At 74.0% G+C, this 23,954-nt stretch carries 18 protein-coding genes and 1 tRNA gene; 9 read left to right on the forward strand and 10 right to left on the reverse strand.

The window, feature by feature from the left end; all coding sequences use genetic code 11:
• The first annotated feature begins 107 nt into the window (after window positions 1-107).
• Complete coding sequence (locus ACFVVU_RS06815; protein ID WP_387788626.1) at window positions 108-1,472, forward strand: peptidoglycan-binding protein; 1,365 nt, start codon at window positions 108-110, stop codon at window positions 1,470-1,472.
• Between the two features lie 33 nt (window positions 1,473-1,505).
• Here ACFVVU_RS06815 and ACFVVU_RS06820 read toward each other — a convergent pair whose 3' ends face one another.
• From ACFVVU_RS06820 to ACFVVU_RS06850, 7 genes are all read right to left on the reverse strand, one after another.
• Window positions 1,506-2,270, reverse strand: a complete 765-nt coding sequence (locus tag ACFVVU_RS06820; protein ID WP_387788627.1) for a TrmH family RNA methyltransferase — start codon at window positions 2,268-2,270, stop codon at window positions 1,506-1,508.
• 5 nt (window positions 2,271-2,275) lie between these two features.
• Window positions 2,276-2,953: a TetR/AcrR family transcriptional regulator gene (locus ACFVVU_RS06825; protein WP_380681545.1), complete on the reverse strand. Its 678-nt coding sequence runs from the start codon at window positions 2,951-2,953 to the stop codon at window positions 2,276-2,278.
• 304 nt (window positions 2,954-3,257) lie between these two features.
• Entirely contained in the window at window positions 3,258-5,432 is a 2,175-nt protein-coding gene (locus ACFVVU_RS06830; RefSeq protein ID WP_387788628.1) for an FUSC family protein, read from the reverse strand.
• A gap of 5 nt (window positions 5,433-5,437) precedes the next feature.
• Complete coding sequence (locus tag ACFVVU_RS06835; protein WP_387788629.1) at window positions 5,438-6,709, reverse strand: HTTM domain-containing protein; 1,272 nt, start codon at window positions 6,707-6,709, stop codon at window positions 5,438-5,440.
• Window positions 6,706-7,473 carry a DUF5819 family protein gene (locus ACFVVU_RS06840; RefSeq protein WP_387788630.1) on the reverse strand — a complete coding sequence of 256 codons (768 nt, stop codon included), beginning with the start codon at window positions 7,471-7,473 and terminating at the stop codon, window positions 6,706-6,708. Before ACFVVU_RS06840 ends, ACFVVU_RS06835 begins: the two co-directional genes overlap by 4 nt.
• Window positions 7,474-7,534: 61 nt before the next feature.
• Entirely contained in the window at window positions 7,535-7,792 is a 258-nt protein-coding gene (locus tag ACFVVU_RS06845) for a hypothetical protein (RefSeq protein ID WP_380681535.1), read from the reverse strand.
• A gap of 19 nt (window positions 7,793-7,811) precedes the next feature.
• Window positions 7,812-8,993 carry a rhodanese-like domain-containing protein gene (locus ACFVVU_RS06850; RefSeq protein ID WP_380681533.1) on the reverse strand — a complete coding sequence of 394 codons (1,182 nt, stop codon included), beginning with the start codon at window positions 8,991-8,993 and terminating at the stop codon, window positions 7,812-7,814.
• Between the two features lie 243 nt (window positions 8,994-9,236).
• Here ACFVVU_RS06850 and ACFVVU_RS06855 point away from each other — a divergent pair, with 243 nt between their 5' ends.
• Window positions 9,237-12,038 (forward strand): SpoIIE family protein phosphatase, encoded by a 2,802-nt coding sequence (locus ACFVVU_RS06855; RefSeq protein ID WP_380681531.1) that lies wholly within the window; start codon window positions 9,237-9,239, stop codon window positions 12,036-12,038.
• A gap of 183 nt (window positions 12,039-12,221) precedes the next feature.
• Here ACFVVU_RS06855 and ACFVVU_RS06860 read toward each other — a convergent pair whose 3' ends face one another.
• Together ACFVVU_RS06860 and ACFVVU_RS06865 are read right to left on the reverse strand one after the other, a co-directional pair.
• The gene (locus tag ACFVVU_RS06860) at window positions 12,222-12,992 is read right to left on the reverse strand and encodes a hypothetical protein (protein WP_355362454.1); all 771 of its coding nucleotides are present in this window, start codon (window positions 12,990-12,992) and stop codon (window positions 12,222-12,224) included.
• A 204-nt stretch (window positions 12,993-13,196) separates the two neighbouring features.
• Window positions 13,197-14,966: a phosphatidylglycerol lysyltransferase domain-containing protein gene (locus ACFVVU_RS06865; RefSeq protein WP_380681565.1), complete on the reverse strand. Its 1,770-nt coding sequence runs from the start codon at window positions 14,964-14,966 to the stop codon at window positions 13,197-13,199.
• Window positions 14,967-15,326: 360 nt separating this feature from the next.
• Here ACFVVU_RS06865 and ACFVVU_RS06870 point away from each other — a divergent pair, with 360 nt between their 5' ends.
• Both ACFVVU_RS06870 and ACFVVU_RS06875 read left to right on the forward strand, forming a co-directional pair.
• Window positions 15,327-15,977: a response regulator gene (locus ACFVVU_RS06870; protein ID WP_380681563.1), complete on the forward strand. Its 651-nt coding sequence runs from the start codon at window positions 15,327-15,329 to the stop codon at window positions 15,975-15,977.
• Window positions 15,974-17,116, forward strand: coding sequence for a sensor histidine kinase (locus ACFVVU_RS06875; protein WP_380681528.1), 1,143 nt, complete (start codon window positions 15,974-15,976; stop codon window positions 17,114-17,116). Before ACFVVU_RS06870 ends, ACFVVU_RS06875 begins: the two co-directional genes overlap by 4 nt.
• Window positions 17,117-17,219: 103 nt before the next feature.
• Here the strand turns inward: ACFVVU_RS06875 and ACFVVU_RS06880 are convergent.
• Window positions 17,220-17,303, reverse strand: a tRNA-Leu gene (locus ACFVVU_RS06880).
• Between the two features lie 418 nt (window positions 17,304-17,721).
• Here ACFVVU_RS06880 and ACFVVU_RS06885 point away from each other — a divergent pair.
• The 5 genes from ACFVVU_RS06885 (at window position 17,722) to ACFVVU_RS06905 (ending at window position 23,850) form a co-directional block, all read left to right on the forward strand.
• Window positions 17,722-18,588 carry an FhaA domain-containing protein gene (locus tag ACFVVU_RS06885; RefSeq protein WP_387788631.1) on the forward strand — a complete coding sequence of 289 codons (867 nt, stop codon included), beginning with the start codon at window positions 17,722-17,724 and terminating at the stop codon, window positions 18,586-18,588.
• A 13-nt stretch (window positions 18,589-18,601) separates the two neighbouring features.
• Window positions 18,602-19,147: an FHA domain-containing protein gene (locus ACFVVU_RS06890; RefSeq protein ID WP_380681526.1), complete on the forward strand. Its 546-nt coding sequence runs from the start codon at window positions 18,602-18,604 to the stop codon at window positions 19,145-19,147.
• A 53-nt stretch (window positions 19,148-19,200) separates the two neighbouring features.
• Window positions 19,201-20,862 carry a PP2C family protein-serine/threonine phosphatase gene (locus ACFVVU_RS06895; RefSeq protein ID WP_387788632.1) on the forward strand — a complete coding sequence of 554 codons (1,662 nt, stop codon included), beginning with the start codon at window positions 19,201-19,203 and terminating at the stop codon, window positions 20,860-20,862.
• A 112-nt stretch (window positions 20,863-20,974) separates the two neighbouring features.
• Window positions 20,975-22,396, forward strand: coding sequence for an FtsW/RodA/SpoVE family cell cycle protein (locus tag ACFVVU_RS06900; protein ID WP_387788694.1), 1,422 nt, complete (start codon window positions 20,975-20,977; stop codon window positions 22,394-22,396).
• On the forward strand, window positions 22,393-23,850 hold the full coding sequence (locus tag ACFVVU_RS06905; RefSeq protein ID WP_380681522.1) for a peptidoglycan D,D-transpeptidase FtsI family protein: 1,458 nt from the start codon (window positions 22,393-22,395) through the stop codon (window positions 23,848-23,850). The genes ACFVVU_RS06900 and ACFVVU_RS06905 overlap by 4 nt, the downstream gene beginning before the upstream one ends.
• Window positions 23,851-23,954 lie beyond the last annotated feature (104 nt).

Below are 23,954 nucleotides of genomic sequence, written 5' to 3' on the forward strand. Positions count from 1 at the left end.
ACTTTGGTCCCGATAACAAGCGGTGTGTCCCTGGGAAGGAGCGTGCTGTCACGCCGTCAGCGGCGCGACCCGCACCGTCCCCCACCAGGAGAAACAAGAGGCGGAGTATGACCCGAACAGACCAGTCGGCCCCCCTGCTGGAATTCGACGAGATAGAGCCGGACGACGACTGCATATGCGGGGGCTGCTGCGCCCGCCGCCGGGCCCGGATGCGTTCCGCGCCGGTGCACGAGGGCGGACACGCGGCGGCCCGTAGCGTCCGCCGTCGGGCGGCCGTGCTGATGGCCGCCGTCGGCACCGCCCTGGGCGGCGGCGCGGCCGGTGCGGCCACCGCCGTCGCGGCCCCGGCACCGACCCCGAGCCCGGGCGGCCCGGCCGCCCCGCGCAGCGAGACCCCGCAGGGCGAGGTCAGCGGCCTCTACGGCGAGTCCCCCACCGCCCGCTCGTTCGCCGCCCCGCGCGCCACGGCGGCGCCGGTCACCCGGGCCCAGATCATCGAACGGGCCCAGCGCTGGGTCGACCAGAAGGTCCCGTACAGCATGAGCCGCTACTGGTCGGACGGCTACCGCCAGGACTGCTCCGGCTTCGTCTCGATGGCCTGGGGGCTGGGCAGCAGCCAGACCACCTGGACCCTGCCGGACTTCGCCGACCGGATCACCAAGGCCGACCTGCAGCCCGGCGACATCCTGGTCTACAACAACCCGGCCAGCCCGCAGTCCGGTTCGCACGTGACGATCTTCGGCGGCTGGACCGACTCCTCCCGCACCCGCTACATCGCGTACGAGCAGACCTCCCCGAACACCCTCAAGCGCTCCACCCCGTACGCGTACTGGAACAACTCCGCCTCCTACGTCCCGTACCGCTACAAGGGGCTCTCCACCTCCAACGGCGGCAGCGGCGGCGGCTCCGCGTCGACGGCCTTCCCGGGTGCCGGCGCGTTCGGCCCCGGCGCCAACAACGCCGACGTCACCAGGCTCGGCCAGATGCTGGTGCAGCGCGGCGGCGGCCGGTTCTACAGCGAGGGCCCCGGCCCGCGCTGGGGCGAGGCGGACCGGCGGGCCACCGAGGCCTTCCAGCTCGCCCAGGGCTGGCGCGGCAGCGAGGCGGACGGCATCCCGGGCAAGGCCACCTGGGACTACCTGGTCAACGGCAAGGGCCGCGACATCGACGGCGGCACCGGAGGCACCGGCGGCACCCCGCAGCCGCCCCCGCCGGTGAACCCCGGCACCGGGGTGCCGGCCTTCCCGGGCGCCGACAAGTTCGGCCCCGGCGCCAACAACGACTTCGTGCGCCAGCTCGGCGAGCAGCTGGTCCGCAAGGGCTACGGCGCCTCCTACACCCAGGGCCCGGGCCCGCGCTGGACGGAGTCCGACCGCCGCAACGTCCAGGCCTTCCAGGAGGCACAGGGCTGGCGCGGCGCCGAGGCCGACGGCTACCCCGGCCCGGACACCTGGAGGCGACTGTTCTCCTGACGCCCGGTCATCCGGTCCGTCCCGGCCGCCGGTTCACGCCGGCGCGCCGGGCGGGCGCCCGGACATCCAGTGGAACAGCCCCATCGCCACGCTGGTCGCCAGGTTGAAACTGGAGACGCCGGGCCGCATCGGCACCGCGACCAGTTCGTCGGCCCGGGCCTTCAGCTCCGGCGTCACCCCGTGCCGCTCGGTGCCGAAGGCGAGCACCGCGTCGTCCGGGAAGGCCGTCGCCCGGATGTCCGCGCCCTCCGGGTCCAGCACGTAGAGCGGGCCGGCCGGCAGCTCCGGCAGGGTCAGCCGCTCGACGGCGGTGGCGAAGTGCAGGCCCGCGCTGCCGCGGAGCACCGCCGGGTGCCAGGGGTCCAGTTCGCCGGTGGTGACCACTCCCGCGGCGCCGAAGCCGGCCGCGAGCCGGATCACCGCGCCGACGTTGCCCAGGTTGCGCGGGTTCTCCAGCAGCACGACGGGGGCCGGGCGGGGCCGGACTGCCAGCGCGGCGCGGTTCGCCTCGACGGTGGGCCGCACCGCCAGCGCGATCACCCCGGTCGGGTGCAGCCGGGGCGCGAGGGAGCGCAGCGCGTCCGCCGGCAGTTCGGCCGCCAGCGCGTCCAGCGCGGGAGCCACGTCCGGGGCGAGTTCGGCGGCGAGCGCCAGCAGCGCCGCCCGGTCGGCGGTCAGCACCTGCCGGACGGCGCCGCCGAACCGCAGCGCGTGCTTCAGCGGGTGGAACCCGTCCAGCAGCACCGTTCCCGGCTCCTCGGCCCCGGCCCGCCAGGCCCGCAGCAGTTCCTCGTTCATCCGGCTCACTCTGCCACTCCGGTGGGGGCCGTCCCGGTGGGGGACGGTTCGCCCGGCCGTCCGGCGGCCGCGATCACCTGCTCGAACGACAGCGGCGCCCTGCCGCTCTCCCCGCCGCCGGTGTCCCCGGCGCCCGGCCGCAGACCGGCCAGCGCGAGGTCCAGGTGCCGGTGGACGAGCGTGCCGTCGGCGTCCAGCGCGGCCAGGCCGCCCGGCAGCGGCCGGGAGACCCGTACGCAGAGCAGCACCAGGTCACCCATCCCGACGTCCGCCCGCAGCTGCCCGGCGTCCTGGGCGGCGTGCAGCAGGGCCTCGACCTCGGCGACCGCGCGGGAGCGGACGGCGACCAGGTCCGCGTCGACGACCAGCCGCTCCAGCAGCACCACGATCGCCGCGCCCATCCGCAGGTCGGCGGCGGCGTGCGCGAAGCGGCGCAGCGCCCGGAAGGGGTCGGGCTCGGCGGCCCGGGCCTGTCCGGCAGCCTCGGCGAGCCGGGCCAGCAGATCGGTGACCAAGGCCCTGACCAGGGCCGTCCGGTCGGGGAAGCGGCGGTAGAGGGTGCCCGGCCCGACGCCGGCCCGGCGAACCACCGCGTCCAGCGGGGCGTCCGGGCCGCGTTCCAGGAAGACCTCGCAGGCGGCGTCCAGGATCCTGCGCCGGCTGCGTTCCGCGTCCGCCCTCATGGCCCAACCCCTTAACCGGAGAATTTTCCTCCTCCTATGCTAGCGCCGGCAGAGCCGCCGACACCGCGGTCTTCCTCACCTGGTGGCAGGGCCGACCGCGGGCCCCGGACCGGGCCGCCCTGCTCGCCGCCGACCCCGGGCACCACCCGGCCGACTCCACCGGCGGCACGGTCGAGATCGTCGAGACGGTCGGCGGGGGCCCGCTCCGCTTCCTCCTGCGCTTCCACCCGTCCACCGGCCACCGGTGGCACTTCGCCTGCGGGTTCGCCGACCGGCTGGAGGCCGCGGCCTCGGCAGAGACCGCCTAGCGCCCGGTGGGCTCCGGCTCGCGCAGCCCGACGGCGGCCGCCGTGCCGCCGCCGCGCAGCGCCCGTTCGAGGTCCTTCAGTGCCTGGAGCAGCAGCCGGGTGCCGGAGCGCACCACGTCCCGCTGCACCCCGGCCGGCTCCTCGGCGAGCCGTCGTTCCAGCCGCTCCTGGGCCTCCCGGACGGCGCCGAACTCCACCGGCTGACCGGTCAGCAGCGCACCGGCCGCCAGCGCCGTGGCCAGCCGCAGCTCCTCGGCGAACTCGGCCGCCCCCGGCACCGGTTCGGCGTCCGCGCCGGGCAGGTGGGCCTCCAGCAGGACGGCGACCCGCCCGAGGTGGCCGACCGCCGCGCGCGCCCGGTCCAGCTGGCGGCGGCTCACCCCGGGCAGCCCGGAGGCGTGCCGGCCGGGCTCCGCGTCGGCCCGCTGCATCGCCTGGAGCAGCTCCGAGCGCGCCTCCCGGGAGTCCAGCAGCGCCGAGCGGACCTCCCGTCCGCGCGGCGCCGCCGGCCGCTCGTAGACGGCGACCACCTCGGCCGCGTACCGCCCGGCGGCGGCCAGCCACTCGGCCAGCCGCTCGCCGAGCCGGGCGGTCTGCCAGGTCGGGAAGAGCGCGTAGACGAGCAGCGCCACCGAGCCGCCGAGCAGCGTGAGACCGACCCGCTCCACCGCCGTGGCCAGCGGGTTCCCCTCCTGGAGGCCGAGCAGGAAGACCACGTAGGAGGAGATGCAGGTGGTGATCACCGCATAGCCGGTGCGGAAGGTCAGATAGGCGCCGCCGATCGAGACCACCGCCAGCGCGGCCAGCACCCACTCCCCGGGCCGGGCCAGCTGCACCACCAGCGTGGAGGCGGCCACGCCGACGACCGTCCCGGCCAGCCGGGCCACGCCGCGGCTGTAGGTCTGCGCGAAGTCCGGTCGCATCACCATCGCGGCGGTCATCGGCGCCCAGTAGCCGTGGTGGAAGCCCACCAGCCGGGCCAGCAGATAGGCGACGGTGACCACGCCGGACAGCCGGACGGCGTGCTGGAAGACCGCCGAGTGCGGATGGAACTGCCGCCGCACCGCGCGCAGCGCCGTCGGCAGCATCTTGACCAGCGGCGGCTTGCGCAGAGCCCCGCCGGGCTGCATGACGGGGGTGTCGATGGTGTCCTCGGAGCCGCGGTCCAGCGCGTCGGCGGCCTTGCGGAGCAGTCCGGCCAGCCGGCGCGCGGCCCGGCGGGCGGCGCCGCGCAGCTCCGGGCCCTCGGTCCGGGCGACCAGCGTGAGCGCCGGGCCGAGCGCTGGGGGTCCCCCCGGCCGAGGGCTGGGGGACAGCCGGACCGGCTCGCCGGTGCGGATCGCCCGGGCCAGCGCGTCCATCGCCTCGGCGGAGGCGGCCAGCACCTCCCGGGCCCGGTCGCGCTCCGGACCCTCCTCGGGGGCGCCGACCTTGGGATCGGCGATCGCCGCCAGGGTGGGCCGGATCCGCTCGGCGAGGCCGCGCAGGCCGCGCAGTTCGGCCGGCCGGTGCCGGTCCTGCCAGGGCGTCAGCGCGGCGGCGTGCCGGGCCTCCATGAAGGGCTCGGGGTCGATGTGCGCGGTCGGGTCCTGGCGCAGCCGGCGGGCGTAGTCGGCGAGCTCGGCGTAGGTGTCGGCGAGCGCCTCGCGCTGGGCGGTCCAGCTGCCGATCGGCCAGACGGTGATGACCAGTGCCTGGACGGCGCCGCCGAGCGAGCAGACCAGCCCGTGACCGAGCGCGGTGAGCGGGCTGACCGGCAGTTGGACGACGATCAGCATCACCGAGAGCGTGTTGGCGGCGACCACCCCGGCGGTCGGCCCGATCGCCCAGGCGAGCCCGGCGCCGAAGGCCCAGACCGCCAGCAGCGTCGGGAACAGCCCGGTCACCCCGGCCGCCAGGTAGCCGAGGCAGGTGCTGACGCCGAGTCCGATCCCGGCGGCGACGGCCAGCGTGGCCCTGGGCCGGAAGCTGCGCTGGAAGGTCGCCGTCCCGGCGATGAACGCGCCCATCGCGGCCGAGGTGGCGAGCCGGGCGTCGCCGAGCGCGAGGGTCGGGAAGAGCACCAGGGCGACGGCGACCGCCCCGCGCAGCGCCCGCTTGGGGTCGGTGAGCGTCCGGTCGATGGTCAGTCCGGTCCGCGCGGTGTCTCGAAGCGCGGCGAACCAGGACATAGCGGTCAGCTTAGTGGGGCTCTCCACGGCCGGATCCGCGCGACCCGCTCCCCGGCCCACAGCAGCGCCGCCGTGGGCAGGAACACCGCGTCCGCCGCGATCATCGCCAGCGAGAACACCGGCAGCCCGAGCAGCACCGCGATCCCCAGGTGCTCGGCCATCATCACCACCAGCAGCACGTTCTTGATCCGCCGGTTCACCAGCGTGAACGGGAAGGCCACCTGGAGCAGCACCGTCCCGTAGGTGATCAGGAACACCGGCAGGAGCATCCCGCCGACCAGCGCGGACAGCCCCGGCCAGGGCGTGAAGTAGTCCAGGTGCAGCGGGTAGTGGAGCGCGGTGCCGTCCTGCCAGCGCGAGCCCTGCACCTTGTACCAGCCGGCCGTGGCGTAGATCAGCACCACCTCGACGGCGATCACCAGCATCGCGCAGTTGTGCACCATGGTCGCCAGCGCGTCCAGCACCGCCCGGATCTCGCCCCGCGGCGCCAGCCGGTCCACCAGCCACCAGAGCCCGGCCACCGCCCAGAGCAGCCAGAACAGCGCCCCCCAGCCGACGTGCGGGAACGCCGGGACCGTCCAGTCCAGGCTCGTCCCCGCGAAACCGCCCAGCTGACAGACCAGCAGCAGCGCCCCGAGCAGCGCCCAGAGCTGCACCCCGAGCGCCCCGCCCCGCCCGGACCGGGCCCGCCGGGCGTCCAGCGACCACACCTCGGCGCACCGGGTGAAGACCAGGTAGACCGCCATCAGGTGGACGATGTTGTCGCCGCCGTCGCCGAGGAAGACGTTGCGGTTCTGCAGCGACAGCACGGTGACCAGGAACAGCACGGTGGCCGCCCGGGTGCGCCAGCCGAGCAGCACCGCCAGCGCCGACAGCACCGCCAGGTGGTAGACCAGCTCGAACCAGAGCCGCCCGTCGAACCAGGGCAGCACGGTCAGCGCCCCGTTGTCGGCCAGCAGCTGCCGGGCCAGGTCCGCCGACCAGGGCGAGGTGTCGCCGTACAGCAGCCGCCGGTTGGGCCACTCGCGCAGCAGGTACGCCAGCCAGACCAGCCCGAAGCCGATCCGCACCGTCGCCGCCTGGTGGCGCCCGAGCACCCGGCCGGCGAAGACCGCGAACACCCGCGCGGCCGCCCCGGCCAACCCGGCCGGCCCGGTCAGCCAGCCCGGCCCGACCGGACCCGGCCGCGGACCGCCCTCGGCGGCCACCGGTCCGGACTGACGCGGGATCCCCTCACGCAGCCGCTCCGGCGCCCCGGCCGGCGTCGTACCGCTCACCGCAGCCCCCGCAGGTCCTCGTCCGCCACCGGCCACCAGGGCAGCTCACGCACCTTCGGCGCGGGCGGCGCCGCCTCCCCGCTCCACTCCGGCGGCGCGACGGTGCCGGTGGTCACCCGCAGCTCGACCGCCACCACCGGCCGCCCGTCCACGCTGCTCCCGATCCGCTGCACCGCGATCCGCTTCAGGTACTGCTCGGCGAGCCGCCCGCGCTCCGTGGTCGGCGACTCGTCCTGGGCGCTGTGCGAGCCGTCGTAGAAGTCCCAGGCCCGGCGCAGCAGGTTCTGGTCGGCGTGACTGGGCGCCGGATTGCCCCGGATCGCCGCGATGTCCTGCGCGGTCAGCCCCACCCACCCGTGCACCACGGACTCCCCGTCCGGCGTCGCCGTGCGCACCCGGGCGTCCACCGCGACGTTCTGCTGCAGCGGGTTGGGCGCGAACAGCTTCCAGTTCTGCTCGAACTCCGGGTAGATCAGGCCGTCCAGCTGCTCCCGGTACTCCCGGGAGAGCGGATTGGCGGGCGCCACGTGCAGGAAGACGGCGCCGAGGAACAGCCCGGTGGCCGTCACCAGCAGCACGGCGGCCGCGCCCAGGACGACCCGGGCGGGCGTCGACCAGGCCCGGCCGACGGGCGGCGCCTGGGTGCTCTCGGTGGTCCCAGTGGTCTCGGTGGTCCTGGTGCTCTCGGTGCGTTCGGCGTCCTCGACGTTCTCGGCGTGCTCGACGTGATCGGCGTGATCGGCGTCCTCGGCACTCTCGGCCATGAACTCCCCCGGGACGGGTGGGGCCGGCACCGCGCCGGCCCGGTCGCGCGCCCATCCTGCCCTACTCGCGCCGCCCTGCGGAGCCCCCGGACCCGGCCGGTCCGCTCCGACGGCGCCGCCGCAGCACCACCGCCACGACGGTCAGCCCGACCGCCGCACCGGCCGCGCCCACCGTGATCGCGGCCACCGGGTGGCCGGTCGCCGCCAGCACCTGGCCGGCCACCGCGAGCAGCAGCCCCGGCACCACCGGCCACGGGTACCGCAGCGCCCGCGGCACCTCCCGGGCCCCCTCGGGCCGCCCCTCCGGCTCGCTCCGCACCGTCCCCCCGCCCTCCCCGCTACAGGACGAAGGCGTCCTGCCCGTTGCCGCTCACCATCGGGCGGCCCGCACCGTCCCAGGCGTACATCCCGCCGTCCACGTTGACCGCGTCCCGGCCGTTCTGCACCAGGTACTGGACGACCTGCGCGGAACGCCCGCCGACCCGGCAGAGCACGTACAGCTTCTCGTCCGGCAGCTCACCGATCCGCGCGACCACCTCGCCGATCGGGATGTGCAGCGCGCCGTCGACGTGCCCGGCATCCCACTCGTCCTGCTCCCGGACGTCCAGCAGGGCGGCGTCGGCGGGTACGGCGGCGGCGTCGATGGTGGGGATCTGCGCGAACATCGTCTGGTTCTCCTGGGCGTCGGGATCGGCCCCGCCATTGTCCCCCACCGGGCCCATCAGCCGCTCCAGCTCTGCCTGCTGGGCGGCGGCCTTGGCCAGCAGCTGCTCGGCCAGCTCGGTCAGCAGCCCGTCCGGGTCCTGCGGGGCGAGCGCCAGCAGCTCGCCCATCGCGCTGCGCTCCAGCCGGACCTGCTCGGTGGCGAGCTCGCCGATCCGGCCGGTCAACCACTCCAGCCGGCGGCGCAGCCAGCCGAGCCGGTCGGGGGAGTCGACGGCGGGCGCCGCCTCGGGCGCGGTGGACCACTCGGCGGCCAGCGCCTCCAGCGCGCCGGTGTCGCCGTAGGCGTAGGCCTCGTTGACCCTGGCCAGGAACGCCGCCCGGCGCTGCTGCTCCTCCGGGTCGGTGGACAGGTCCGGGTGGGCGCGGCGGACCAGCTCGCGGTAGATCCGCTGGGCCTCCCGGCCGGGCCGCACCCGCGTGGGCGCGGCGGGCGGCGGCGGGGCCTGTTCCGGCCCGTCGGACTCCGACCGGCCCTGCTCCCGGACGCTGTCGAAGAGCGCGTCCAGGTCCGGCAGGTCCTCGACCCGCTGCCGCGCCTCGCGGGCCCGCAGCAGGTCCCGCGGATCCCCGGTGCGGGCCGCCACCGCCTCGGCGAGCAGCGCGTCCAGCTCGTCCAGCCGGGCGTACAGCGGCCCGAGCAGCTGGTGGTGGATCAGCGCGAAGTTGTCGATCTCGACGCGCAGCGTCCGGACGTCGACGTCCATCGTGAGCCAGGCGAGTTCGGCGGCCTCGACCCGCTCCTCCAGCTCCTGCTGCTCCGGATCGGTCCAGCGGACCGGGATCTGCGCGGTCACCTCTCGCCTCCTCCTGCGTGCCGTCCTGCGACCCTACCGTCCGCCCGCGCGCCGCCGCCGCGAGGCGGAAGGGGAGTGCGGACCGGCGCACGACATGTGACACGCAACTGATACCGAGGAATCTCCCCGTTTTGGTATCGACTCCCGGCCCGTCCGTGCTTCGCTGGTATCCGCACAGCATGCCTTCCACCGGAGAAACGGCCGTCTCCCGACATGGCGGCCAGGCGGGAGCAGACCGAATCCATGGTGGACGATCCCAACTCCACACCGCGTCCGCCGGGCACCGACCCGGTGCCCGGCACCGCACCGGGCGACCAGCCGTCGAGGGTGGTCGCCCTGGTCCGGCTCGCCCTCGTGCTGGTCGACCGCGGCGGGCGGGTCGCCCAGTGGAGCCGGGCCGCCGAGGAACTCTTCGGACACCGCGCGGAAGCCGTCCGCGACCGCCCGGCCGCCGGCCTGCTGCCTGCCGCCGAGCCGCGCAGCGTCCCCGGCCCGGCCGCGCTCCCGGCCGCCGGCCGCCGCCGGGACACCTTCGCCACCCTCGCCGAGCTGACCGCGGCCGGCGCCGCCTGGGCGGGACAGCTTCCCGTGGTCGACCGCGAGGAGCACCTGCGGGACGTGCTCTGGTGGGCCTACCCGGTGGACGGCCCGGCCGGCGGACTGCTGGCCCTCGCGGCCGACGCCCGCCCGCTGCGCTCCACCGGCCCGAGGCTGGCCGTCGGCGAGCGGCTGCTGCCGTTCGCCGCCGCCCCCGGCGCGCTGGGCGGCTTCCACCGGCTCTCCGCCGCGCTGACCACGGCCGGCCGGCCCGTCCCGGAACCGCTCGCCGCCCTGCTGCCCGGCTCCGCCGAACGCCGCGGACCGCTGCTCGCCGCCCTGGCCCGCGCCGGGCTGCCCGCCCTCCGGCTGGACCCGGCCACCGTGCTGCCGCTGCACCCGGCCGACCCGGCGGCCGGCACCGCGCACGCCGCGGCCGGGATCGGCCGCCGCTACCCGACCGCGCAGCAGCGCACCGCCCGGCTCGGCCCGCCGCCGCAGCCCGAGCAGTCCGCGCCCGGCCGCCGCCCGGCCGCACCGCTGCCCGCCCAGCGCGAGTCCGCCGCCGCACAGGCCGGTGCCCAAACCGCCGCACCGGCCGCCGACCGGACCGGCGCTCCGGCCGTGGCCGGCCCGACCGTCACCGGCCTCGGCACACAGGCCGCCGGCCCGGTCGTCCCGGCCCCGCCGAGAGGAGGCACCACCATCGAGCAGACCACCGTCGGACCGCCCGCCAACGGGCACCGGCTCCACCCCGGCGAGCCGGCCACCCCGCCGCCCGCCGTCCCCGTCACCGTGCCGCCGCCCGCCCCCGCACCGACCGGCGGCCGACTCGGCCCGTTCCTCACCAACGGCCACGCCGGCGAGCAGCTGGCCCTGCTCAACGAGGTCGGCGGCAAGGTCGGCACCACCCTCGACCTCGGCTTCACCGCCCACGAGCTGTGCCGGGTGCTCGTCCCCCGGGTCGCCGACTTCGCCTGCGTCGACCTCGTCGACGGCCTGATCTCCGACTCCGAGCTGCCCGAGGCCCGCCCGGACGACGACACGATGCTCCGCCGGGTGGCCCTCGCCCGCAACGAGTCCACCGGCCAGTGGGACCACGTGCTCGCCGAGGGCTCGCTGGTCGCCATGCCCCGGCGCACCCCGCCCGGCATGGCCCTCCAGCTCAACCAGCCCGTACTGGTCCCGGTGGTCACCCGGGACGTCGCCGTCGACTACGCCGCCGCGCTCGGCGGACCGGAGCTCGTCCCGGTGGTCTCCGGCCGCTCGATGCTGGTGGTGCCGCTCTCCGCCCGCGGCACCGTGCTCGGCATCCTCAAGCTGCTCCGGCTCCCCGACCGCGGCCCCTTCGACGAGTGCGACGCCGCCACCCTCAAGGAGCTGGCCGCCCGGGCCGCGCTCTCGCTCGACAACGCCCGGCTGCACCGGGCCGAGGCGCGGGTCGCCACCACCCTCCAGCGGTCGATGATCCCGACCCGCCCGCCGCAGATCCCCGGCGTCCAGATCGCCCACCGCTACCTGCCCGGCGACTCCCGGGCCGAGGTCGGCGGCGACTGGTTCGACGCCATCCAGCTGCCCGGCAGCCGGGTCGCCCTGGTGGTCGGCGACGTCATGGGCCACGGCCTGCACTCGGCCGCCGCGATGGGCCGCTTCCGCACCGCCATGCAGACCCTCGCCGCCCTCGACCTGCCGCCCGGCCAGCTGCTGCGCCACCTGGACAACCTGGCCCACAAGCTCGGCGACGACCACCTCGCCACCTGCCTGTACGCGGTCTACGACCCGATCAACCGGACCTGCGAGCTGGCCAGCGCCGGCCACGTCCCACCGGTCCTGGTCCACCCGGACGGCACCGGCGAACTGCTGGAGATCCCGGCCGGCGCCCCGATCGGCGTGGGCGGGGTCCCGTTCGTCGCCAAGACCATCGACGTCTCGGACGGCTCGATGCTGGTGCTCTGCACCGACGGCCTGGTCGAGGTGCGGGGCGGCGACATAGGAGCCGGGCTGGCCGCGCTCTGCGGCAACCTGATCGACCCCACGCAGAGCCCCGAAGAGGCCTGCGACGTGGTCCTGGACCGGCTGCACTCGGACGACCGCAAGGACGACGTCGCGCTGCTGGTGGCCCGCTTCGACGGGGTCCCGCCGAGCGAGGTCGCCACCTGGGACCTCACCGTCGACCAGCGCGAGGTCGGCCGGGCCCGGGCCCTGGTCCGCGAGCAGCTCGCCGCCTGGCACCTGGAGTCGGTCAGCGACACCGTCGTGCTGCTGGTCAGCGAGCTGGTCACGAACGCCGTCCGGGTCGCCCGCGACCGGGTCCAGCTCCAGCTGATCCGGGTCGACAAGCTGCTGGTCGAGGTGAGCGACGACAACCACAACCTGCCGTCGCTGGAGCCCGCCGAGCAACTCGGCGAGACCGGCCGCGGCCTCACCCTGGTCACCAAGCTCGCCGACAGCTGGGGCACGGCCCGCAAGGCGGTCGGCAAGGTCGTCTGGTTCGAACTGCCGCTCTGATTGGAGCCCACTCGCCTCCGGGCCGCTGGGGCCGGCGCCGACGGTCGGCGCTCCAACGCCCCTCCTTCGTCGCGGCGTCCTCGCTGCTCCCTTTCGGCACCGGCGGCGGCCCTTCGGCTCGCGGGCGGCGTGCCGGCGTGCGCAGGGCGGCACGCCGGCGTGGGCGTTCTCGGGTGCGCCTGCTCAGGCTCCGGCGGGGGCGCGGCGGCGGGTCTCGGCGGCCGCCTCCAGCGAGGCGGTGGCGGTCGCCACCACGTCGGCCGCCCCGACGCCGGCCAGCACCCGCGGCCAGAAGTCCCCGAAGACCTCCACCGACACCGCGATCAGCAGCGCCGCGATCACCGCGACCACGTGCTCCATGCCCGCCAGGTTCGGCAGCACGACCGCCTCGCCGACCATCAGCGTCACCACCAGCCCGGCGGTGAACCAGGCCCGGCAGCGGAACGCGATGCAGATCGCCAGCGCCACCACCGCGGCCGACGGCCCGGTGTCCCGCACGTAGGCGACCCACTTCGGGAACCCGAAGAGGTGGTCCGGCCCGATCGCCACGCCTACCCGGGCGAACAGCGTCCCGGCCAGCGTGCAGGTGTAGGCCACCACCAGGGTCAGCCGCCGGCCGAGCACGATCTCGGCGATCCCGAAGACCACGAAGACCTGCGCCAGCGCCCCCCACACCGGCAGGTCCAGGGCCGGCACGTACAGCGACAGCGGCGTCCGCAGCAGCGAGACGTCCAGCGGCAGCGCCGCCTTCACCACCCCGATCCTGGTGACGAAGTGCTCCCCGCCCGGCAGGTGCTGGACGATGCTGAACAGCAGGATCAGGCAGGTCGCCACGGTGGCCAGCGGGACGGCCGCGAACTTCTTGCGGACCACCTGCTCCCGGACCGTGCCGAACAGCGTTCCCCACTCGGCGACAGCAGCCTCTCCGGCAATAGCCAGCGGCCCCTTTCGCACGCCCCCCGCGTGGGTCCTCCGCATCACAACCGGTTCTCCAAATCCCCGTTGGCGCACGCGCCTTCCCGACTACTCCCACATTAGAAGCCGCTATACGAATCCACATCGGCATTTGTGCCGATCCCCGTCATCCTCAGGGGGGAGGAGCCACCCCGAAATCCCCCCATCCGGGCGACCGGCCCCCTCCGCCCCCCGGCGGAGGGTCTACCCCTTCCCGCCCCGTGCCGCCACCGGCACGCGGGGCGCCTCGGCGGCGGGCGGCCCCTGGTGCCGGCGACGGAACAGCGCGGGCAGGCTCGGTGCGGTGATGAAGCCCTCGGCCCGGGCGCTGGCGATGCCGATCCGCGGGATCTCGCTGCTCTTCTCGAAGAGCAGATAACGCGGCTCCCAGATCGGCCGGTACTTGGCGTTGGCCCGGTAGAGCGATTCGATCTGCCACCAGCGCGAGAAGAAGCCCAGAACAGAACGCCAGAGCCGCAGCACCGGCCCGGCGCCGAGCTTCGAGCCGCGCTCGAAAACGGAACGGAACATTGCGAAGTTCAGGGACACCCTGGCCAGATTCACCTCGCGGGCGCGCTGGAGGAGTTCGATCACCATGAACTCCATCAGGCCGTTCTCGGTGTCCCTGGCCCGGCGCATGAGGTCCAGCGAGAGCCCGTCCGCACCCCACGGCACGAAGCTGAGCAGGGCCTTCAGCTCGCCGTCGGCGTCGTGGCACTCCAGCATCACGCAGCGCCCGTCACCCGGGTCGCCGAGCCGGCCCAGCGCCATCGAGAAGCCGCGCTCGGTCGCGCCGTCGCGCCACTGGTCGGCCTTGGCGACCAGGTCGGCCATCTCGCTCTCGGGGATCTCCTCGTGGCGGCGGATCCGCACCGTGTACCCGGCGCGCTTGACCCGGTTGTAGGCCTGGCGGACCACCCGCATCGCCCGGCCGTCCAGCGAGAACTCGTCCAGTTCGACGATCGCCTCGTCGCCCAGCTCCAGCGCGTCCAGGCCGTGCCGGGCGTAGATCACACCGGCCTCCTCGGAGGCGCCCATCACGGCCGGCGCCCAGGCGTGCTCGCGGGCCTCGGCCAGCCAGGCGTCGATCGCGCCCGGCCAGGCCTCCGGGTCGCCGATCGGGTCGCCGGAGGCCAGCGAGACGCCGCCGACCACCCGGTAGGCGATCGCCGCCTTGCCGCTCGGCGAGAAGATCACCGCCTTGTCCCGGCGCAGCGCGAAGTAGCCGAGCGAGTCCCGCTCGCCCTGCTTGTCCAGCAGCACCCGCAGCCGCTGCTCGTCCTCCGCGCTGAGCAGCTCGGTGCCGCGCGGGCTGCGGAAGGCCACGTAGAGGACGAGCAGGAAGAGCACCGCGCCCATCGCGTTGATGACCGCGTTCACCCAGGTCGGCGCGTCGATCACGGAGCGCAGGTGCTCGGAGGGGGTGATGGTGATCATCCGGCCGACCGAGTAGCGGAACATGTCCCAGAAGCCCGCGGTCGGCAGATTGTTGGTCAGCGCGACCAGCGCGGCGCCGACCACACCGCCGAAGCCCAGGCCGGCCACGAAGGTGGCGGCGGCGGTCTTCGGGTTGGAGCGGTCGCCCTTGGAGGTGAACTCCTTCCGTCCGACCAGCAGCGCCAGCACGAAGCCGCAGGTCAGGACGGTCGAGACATAGTTCAGCGGGTGCCGGTCGAAGCCCTCGCCGGGCAGCGACATGGCGATCAGGTAGAGCAGGGCGAACAGCCCGGCCAGGGCGAGGTTGAAGATCCAGGCGGCCCGCTTGCGGCGCCGCATGGCGATCGCGAGGAAGATCGACAGCACCGCGCTGCTCAGGCCGGCGGTCATCAGGTAGGGGGTGAAGTACTCACCCTCGTTGTGCGTCTCGACCTGGTCGCGGAACGGCTCCAGCAGCACCGTGACGAGGTTCAGCAGGGCGATCAGCCGCAGGTACCAGACCGTCGCCGAGGCGGCCCGCGGGCGCCAGCGCGCCATCACGGCGCCGGGGACGGACCCGGACCCGGTGGGGGAGGTGGACGGCTCCGGCTTCACAGTGGACGACACAGCTCAATTCCAAACGATCAGGTGGTGGGTCGCATCCGCACACGGCCCGGCTGGACGCCCACCTCGGCCGCAGGCCGACTGAGCGGCAGCCAATTCCATGGTTCCCCACTCAGCGTGAGAATCGCGTGAACCAGGTAGCCGATTCACACCCCCGCCGTTCGGCGGGGGTGCGCCGGGCCCCGGGGCCCGGCGAAGCCGCCGGTCAGGCCCTACCCTCGATTCCAGTCATGCGGACCGGCCCCGGCCCGGCCGCCGAACCGAGGAGGGACCATCACCACCACCCGCGTGCTGATCGTGGACGACGAGATCCTGGTCCGGTCCGGGCTGGGCCTCATCGTCGGCTCCGCTCCCGACCTGGAGGTGGTCGGCGACTGCTCCGGCGCGCAGACCGAGGAGCACGTCCGGCGGCTGCGTCCGCACGTGGTGCTGCTCGACATCCGGATGCCCGACCTGGACGGCATCTCGGTGCTCCGCCGGCTGCGGGCGCTGCCCGACCCGCCGGCCGTGGCGATGCTCACCACCTTCGACACCGAGGAGTACATCGGCACCGCGCTGCGGGCCGGCGCGGCCGGCTTCCTGCTCAAGGACACCGCCCCGGAGCAGCTGGTGCACGCCGTCCGGGTGCTCGCGGCCGGCGGCAACATCCTCTCCCCGACCGTGACCCGCACCGTGATCGGCGGCTACGTGGACGGCGGCGGCCCGGACGCCGAGGCCGCCGCCCTGGCCCGCACGCTGACCGGCCGGGAGCTGGACGTGCTGGCGCTGCTGGGCGAGGGCCTGTCCAATGCCGAGATCGCCGACCGGCTGTTCCTGGGCACCGGCACCGTGAAGGACCACATCAGCGCGATCCTCGGCAAGCTCGGAGCCGCCAACCGGGTCCAGGCGGCGGTGATCGCCCACCGGGCCGGGCTGGTCCGCCCGAAGCCGAGCGACGGGGCATGAGCGGCGAGGCCACCGCCGCCCGACGCCTCCTGCCCGGGTTCGCCGCACCCTGGCTGATGCTCCTGCTGCCCGCCCTCTACTCGCTGGTGGACGCCGCCCTGGTGGCCCGGGACGCCCCGCCGTGGCAGACCCTGCTGTCGGTGCTGGCCGCCGTCGTCCTGCCGTGGCGGCGGCGCTTCCCGGTCACCGTGCTGCTGCTGACCATGCCCGGCAGCTACTTCGACGACATCTGGCTCGCCCCGATCACCGCCGTCTACACGGTGGCCGCGGAACGCCCCCGGCCCCGGGTGGTGGTACCGTGCGCCACCCTGTTCGCCCTGGTCGAGTTCTTCCACTGGCCGGTCTCCGAGCAGAACTTCACGATCAGCCGGGACACCGCGCTGTACGCCATCCAGTCCGTGATGCTCGCGGCCGGGCCGGCCGCCACGGGTCTGCTCTCCCGGACGAGGCGCGAGCTGGCCTCGCGGCTGGACGAGCTGACCCGCGGCCAGGAGCGGGAGAGCCGGCTGCTCGCCGAACGGGTGCTCAGCGAGGAGCGCGGCCGACTCGCCCGGGAGATGCACGACGTGGTCTCGCACCAGGTCAGCCTGATCAGCATCCAGGCCGGCGCGCTGCAGGTCTCGACCCCGGACCAGGCGGCCGCCGGCGTCGCCCGGACCATCCGCGAACTGTCGGTGCGCACCCTGGAGGAGCTGCGCCAGATGGTCGGGGTGCTGCGGGCGGGCGGGCCGCGGATGGACACCCCGCTGGCCCCGCAGCCCAGGCTGGCCGATCTGCCCCGGCTGATCGAGGAGAGCGGGCTGGCCGCGGACGCCGAGCTCGTCCCGGGCGACCGCCCCTGGCCGGAGGCGGTCGAGCGGGCCGCCTACCGCACCGTGCAGGAGGCGCTCACCAACATCACCAAGTACGCGCCCGAGGCCGCGGTGCACGTCAGGATCCGGGCCCGCGGGCGGCGGCTGCGGGTCGAGGTGCGCAACGACGCGCCGCCGGTGCGCCCCGTACAGATCCTGCCGGGCGGCGGCCACGGCCTGGTCGGCCTGCGCGAGCGCGCCCAGCTGCTCGGCGGTTCGCTCACCGCCGGTCCGACCCCGGACGGCGGCTTCGAGGTCCGCGCGGACCTTCCGGCCCCCTCCTCCTGACCCGACCGGGCAGGAGGACCGGCCCCGGGGCCGACGGGGGGCACCGGAGGGCGGGAGGGAACAAAAAAGCCCCGCAGATCCGAAGATCTGCGGGGCTTCGCTGTGCGCGAGGGGGGAGTTGAACCCCCACGCCCTTTCGGGCACTGGAACCTGAATCCAGCGCGTCTGCCTATTCCGCCACCCGCGCATGGGTGTTTTCACCGCTTGCCGGTCGATCAGCCGTTCCGCTCGGTACCATGTGGCCTTCGCGGTTCTTCGATCGGGCCACCCGGTGGGCGCCCCTTCCGACATGGAAAACAGTAGCACGACCTGCGGGTCACCTCCGAATCCGTTCCCCGGGGCCCCCGAGCGCATCCGAACGGATGCCCGGCGAACAGGCGAGCGACAGGTGGCGGCCCCACGCCGGACGGGTGGCCCTGGCATGTTGCCGCCCGGATGCGTCACCCTGTGTGTCCGAGCCCACCCCCGGGCACCACGTGGTCCGGGAACCGTACGGATGGCCCCGGCGTGGATACGATCAGTACGGAAGTACCGCAAGTAGGCGTGACCGGATCCCCGGGAACCGGTCGGCAGGCAGGCGAACAAACCCTGGAAGGGGGTGCCCCATGGGAGTGCTGAAGAAGTTCGAGCAGCGACTCGAGGGTCTCGTCAACGGCACCTTCGCCAAGGTGTTCAAGTCCGAGGTCCAGCCCGTGGAGATCGCCGGCGCTCTGCAGCGTGAGTGCGACAACAACGCGAGCATCTGGAACCGCGACCGCACCGTCGTGCCCAACGACTTCATCGTCGAGCTCAGCCCGCACGACCACGAGCGGCTGAGCCCCTACTCCGGACAGCTGGGCAACGAGCTCGCCGGCATGGTCCGCGAGTACGCGGAGGCGCAGCGCTACAGCTTCATGGGCCCGCTCCAGGTGAACCTGGAGAAGGCCGACGACCTCGACACCGGCCTGTACCGGGTGCGCAGCCGCACCCTCGCCGCGGAGGAGCCGCAGCAGCAGGCCCCGGCGCAGCCGACCCAGCCCGGCTACGGCCACCCGCCGGCCGCCCAGGCCCCCGGCGCGCCGTGGCAGCAGCCCGGCGCCGCGCCGTACGGCGCGCCCCCGCCGCCCACCGCGCCCCCGGCCATGCCCCCCGGCCCGCCCGCACCGGCCGGCGGCAATGTGCGCCCGTTCCCGGGCGCCGGCCACGGCACCTCGGTCCGCCGCTGGATCGAGGTCAACGGCGCCCGCCACCAGATCACCGGCAACGCCTGCGTGCTCGGCCGCTCCACCGAGGCGGACGTCCGCATCGACGACCCCGGGGTCTCCCGCAAGCACGCCGAGATCCGCCCCGGCACGCCCGCGATGGTGCTGGACCTGGGGTCCACCAACGGCATCGTGGTGGACGGGCAGCACACCCAGCGCGCTACGCTCCGCGACGGCTCTCGAATCGTCGTGGGCTCCACCACCATCGTCTACCGACAGGTCGAAGGGTAGAGCGGGCGCGGTTATGTCAGAACTGACCCTCACGGTCATGCGGCTGGGTTTCCTGGCCGTGCTGTGGCTGTTCGTGATCGTCGCGGTCCAGGTGATCCGCAGCGACCTGTTCGGGACCCGGGTGAACCCGCGGGCCTCCCGCCGGAGCAGCGGTGGCGCCACCGCTGCGACCACCGCCGGAGCGGCCCCGGCCGCCGGGCGCGCCCCGCAGGGCCAGCCGGCCCCGGGTGGTCCGCCGACCCAGGGCGGCGGTCGCCGCCGCGGCGCCCCGACCCAGCTCGTCGTGGTCCAGGGCTCGCTGGCCGGCACCACGGTCGCGCTGCAGGGCCAGACCATTACGCTGGGCCGCGCCCACGACTCCACCATCGTGCTGGACGACGACTACGCGTCCTCCCGGCATGCCAGGATCTATCCCGACCAGACTGGGCAGTGGACGGTGGAGGATCTAGGCTCCACCAACGGCACCTATCTGGACCGTCAGCGCCTGACCGCGCCGACCCCGCTCCAGCCGGGCATGCCGATCCGTATCGGCAGGACCGTCATCGAACTGCGGAAGTAGTAGCGCATGAGGGACAGCATCCCGTCCATGACCCAGAGGGGGGCACAGGTCGCATGACCCTGGTGCTGCGCTTCGCCGCCGGCTCCCACAAGGGACTGATCCGGGAGGGGAACGAGGACTCCGGCTATGCCGGCCCGCGGCTGCTGGCCGTGGCCGACGGCATGGGCGGCGCGGCGGCCGGCGAGGTCGCGTCCTCCGAGGTGCTCGGCTCGATCGTCCGGCTGGACGAGGACGAGCCCGGCGCCGACCTGCTGACCCTGCTCGGCGACGCGGTCCAGGGCGCCAACGACCGGCTCCGCCAGATGGTCGAGGAGGACCCGCAGCTCGAAGGCATGGGCTGCACCCTCACCGCGATGCTCTGGACCGGCCGGCGGATGGGCCTGGTGCACGTCGGCGACTCCCGCGCCTACCTGCTGCGGGACGGCGCGCTGGCGCAGATCACCCAGGACCACACCTGGGTGCAGCGGCTGGTCGACGAGGGCCGGATCACGCCCGAGGAGGCCGAGACCCACCCGCAGCGCTCGCTGCTGATGCGCGCCCTGGACGGCCGCGGCCAGGTCGAGCCCGACCTGTCGATCCGCGAGGTCCGGGCCGGCGACCGCTACCTGATCTGCTCCGACGGCCTCTCCGGCCCGGTCAGCCACCAGACCCTCCAGGACACCCTGGGCAGCTTCTACTCGCCCGAGCAGACCGTGCAGGAGCTGATCCAGCTCGCACTGCGCGGCGGCGGCCCGGACAACATCACCTGCATCGTGGCGGACGTGCTCGACGTCGGCGCCACGGACACCCTGAGCGGCCAGTTCAACGACGTGCCGGTGGTGGTCGGCGCGGTCGCCGAGACCCCGCCGTCCTCGACCGCCGCCGACCGCTCGATCGCGGACACCCCGGCCGGCCGCGCCGCCGGACTCGGCCGCGGCCCGCAGGGCGCCTTCGGCCCCGCCGAGGGCTACGACGCCGGCTACCCCGACGGCCAGGGCGGCTTCGGCCCGGCCGAGGGCTACCCGGACGGCGGCGAGCCCGCGGTCTACGGGACCGAGGACTTCGACGACGAGCCGCCCCGGAAGAAGCGCAGGAGCCGGGCGCTGACCTTCTCGCTGGTCGGCCTGGTCACCGTGGGCCTGCTCGGCGCGGGCGGCTTCTTCGGCTACCAGTGGACCCAGAGCCAGTACTACGTCGGCGCCGAGGGCGACCACGTCGCCGTCTACCAGGGCGTCAACCAGAGCCTGGCCGGACTGAGCCTGTCCTCGGTGCACACCCCGTACAAGGACATCGAGCTCAAGTTCCTCCCGCAGGACCAGCGCACCCACGTCACCAACACCATCTCGGCGACCAGCCTCGGCGACGCCGACGACAAGGTGAAGAAGCTGGGCGAGCAGGCCGCGTTCTGCCGCAAGGTCGCCGACGTCCGGGCCGCCGCCGCCAACCCGCCCGCCCCGGGCACCGCCCCGGTGCCCGGCGGCCAGCAGCCGGCCCAGCAGGCCGCCGGCACGGTCGCGACGCACGCCGGGTTCGTGACGGCCACGACGCCGCCCAGCCCGTCCGCCACCGGCCGCGCCCCGGCCGCCGGTGTCCCCACGCCGACCCCGACCCCGAGCGCCACCGCCCCGGCCGCCGTCCCCAGCCAGAACGCCGCGGCCCCGGCCGCCCCGCAGGGCGACCTGCCCGGCCTGACCGACGAGGAGCGGCAGCGCGCCGACTCCTGCCCGAAGCCGTGATGGACGCGACCCGACATAGGCCCCTCCGGAGCGGGCCGGCCGGCCGTCAGGGAGCGGCTAAAACGTGAGTACATCCGATGTGAGCAGCGGCGCCGATCGCCGGGACACCGGCGTGCCGGCCGACCGCGCGTCCTCGCGGCGCCGCCGCAACACCACCATCTCGCCGCAGGCGACGCCCAACCGGCGCAACACCGAGCTGGCGATGCTCGCCTTCGCGGTGGCACTGCCCGTCCTGGCGTACGCCAACGTGGGCCTGGCGATGGACGGGAAGCTGCCGGCCGGCATGCTCGGCTACGGCCTGGGCATGGGCGCCCTCGCGCTGATCGCCCACCTGCTGATGCGCAGGTTCGCGCCGTACGCGGACCCGCTGATGCTGCCCATCGCCACCCTGCTGAACGGGCTCGGCGTGGTGATGATCTGGCGGCTGGACAAGGCCGGACCGCTGCTGAAGAGCAACTACCCGGCGGCCGCCAACCAGCTGATGTGGTCCGGCCTGGGCATCGCGTTCTTCATCGTGGTGATGGTCTTCCTGAAGGACCACCGGGTCCTCCAGCGCTACACCTACATCTCGATGGCGGTCGCCCTGGTCCTGCTCGCCGCGCCGGCGTTCTTCCCGGAGCGCAGGGAGGACTTCGGCGCCAAGATCTGGATCCGGATGGGCTCCTTCTCGATCCAGCCCGGTGAGTTCGCCAAGATCATCCTGACCGTGTTCTTCGCCGGCTACCTGATGGTCAAGCGGGACGCCCTGGCGCTGGCCAGCCGCCGCTTCATGGGCCTCTACCTGCCGCGCGGGCGCGACCTCGGCCCGATCATCGTGATCTGGCTGCTCAGCCTGCTGATCCTGATCTTCGAGAACGACCTCGGCTCGTCCTTCCTGTACTTCGGCCTCTTCGTGGTGATGCTCTACGTCGCCACCGAGCGGACCAGCTGGATCGTCTTCGGCCTGCTGATGTCGGTCGGCGGCGCGGTCATGGTGGCCTCCACCACCAGCCACGTGAAGACCCGCATCGACGCCTGGCTCGACCCGATGGCCGCCTTCGGGCCGCACCCCGCGGAGAACTCCACCGAGCAGATCGGCCAGGCGCTGATGTCCTTCGGCTCCGGCGGGGTGACCGGCACCGGGCTCGGACAGGGCCGGTCCTGGCTGATCGGCTTCGCCGCCAAGAGCGACTTCATCCTCGGCTCGTTCGGCGAGGAACTGGGCCTCACCGGCATGATGGCGATCTTCATGCTGTACGCCCTGCTGATCCAGCGCGGCCTGCGCACCGCGGTCGCCGCCCGCGACCCGTTCGGCAAGCTCCTCGCCGTCGGCCTCTCGTCGGCGATGGCGCTGCAGGTCTTCGTGGTCGCCGGCGGTGTCACCGGACTGATCCCGCTGACCGGTATGACCATGCCGTTCCTCGCCCAGGGCGGCTCCTCGGTGGTCGCCAACTGGGCGCTGGTCGCGATCCTGCTGAAGATCAGCGACAACGCCCGCCGACCCGGGGTGGAACCCACTCCGACACCCGAGATCCAAGGGGGCAACGCCTCGTGAACAAGCCGATCCGCCGGGTATCGATCTTCTGCCTCGTGCTGATCCTGGCCCTCATGGCGCGCACCAACTGGGTCCAGGGCGTGCAGGCCGACGCCTGGGCGAGCAACAAGTACAACAAGCGCCAGGACTACGACCGCTACGCCTACCCGCGCGGCAACATCATCGTCGACGGCCAGCCGATCACCCAGTCCACCTTCGTGAACGGCCTGCGCTACAAGTACAAGCGCTCCTGGACCGACCCCCTGATGTACGCCCCGGTGACCGGCTACTCCTCGCAGGCCTTCCAGTCCAGCCAGCTGGAGCAGCTGGAGGACGGCATCCTCTCCGGCAGCGACGACCGGCTGTTCTTCCGCAACACCCTGGACATGCTGACCGGGGAGCAGAAGCGCGGCGGCGACGTCGTCACCACGATCAACTCCAAGGCCCAGAAGGCCGCCTTCGACGGACTCGGCAACAAGAAGGGCGCGGTCGTCGCGCTCGACCCGAAGACCGGCGCGATCCTCGCCCTGGTCTCCACGCCCTCCTACGACCCGGCCAGCTTCGCCGGCAACACGGAGGCGGACGGCAAGGCCTGGACCGACCTCAACGCCGACCCCAACAAGCCGATGCTCAACCGGGCGCTGCGCGAGACCTACCCGCCCGGCTCGACCTTCAAGCTGGTCACCGCGGCGGCGGCGTTCGAGAACGGCCTGTACCAGAACATCGACGACCAGACCCAGACGCCGGACCCGTACACCCTGCCGGGCACCAACTTCGTGCTGAAGAACGAGTCCGACCAGGAGAGGTGCGGCAACGCCACCATCAAGTCCGGCATGGACCAGTCCTGCAACACGGTGTTCGCCAAGATGGGCGCCGACCTGGGCAAGGACAAGATGCGGGTGCAGGCCGAGAAGTTCGGCTTCAACAGCACCGTGGACACCCCGATCCGCTCGGAGAAGAGCGTCTTCCCGTCCAACTCCACCCCGGACGGCACCGCCCAGGACTCGATCGGCCAGCACGACACCCAGGCCACCCCGCTGCAGATGGCGATGGTCTCCGCGGCGATCGCCAACAACGGCACGCTGATGCAGCCCTACCTGGTCGCCGAGGAGCGCTCCGCCTCGCTGACCACCATCTCCAAGCACACCGACAAGCAGTTCTCCCAGCCGGTCAGCCCGGCGACCGCGAAGAAGCTGCAGGACCTCATGGTCTCGGTGGTCGAGAACGGCACCGGCAGGAACGCCAGGATCCCCGGCCTGACCGTCGGCGGCAAGACCGGCACCGCCCAGCACGGCGAGGGCAACGCGGGCCTGCCGTTCGCCTGGTTCACCTCCTACGCCAACGCCCCCGACGGCCGCTCGGTCGCGGTCGCGGTGGTCGTCGAGGACGGCTCGAACAGCCGTGACGGCATCAGCGGCGGCCGGCTCGCCGCGCCGATCGCCAAGTCGGTGATGCAGGCCGTCCTGGGCAAGTGACCGCATGCGTCCCGGGGTGAGGGAAATGTCACGATCGGCGGCCCTGTCCGGATACCGGTCTGGTATCGGCCTGCCGTCGACTCGGGCCGCGCACGGTCGGACCG

This window comes from Kitasatospora sp. NPDC057965, assembly GCF_042887135.1.
Classification (GTDB): Bacteria; Actinomycetota; Actinomycetes; order Streptomycetales; family Streptomycetaceae; genus Kitasatospora.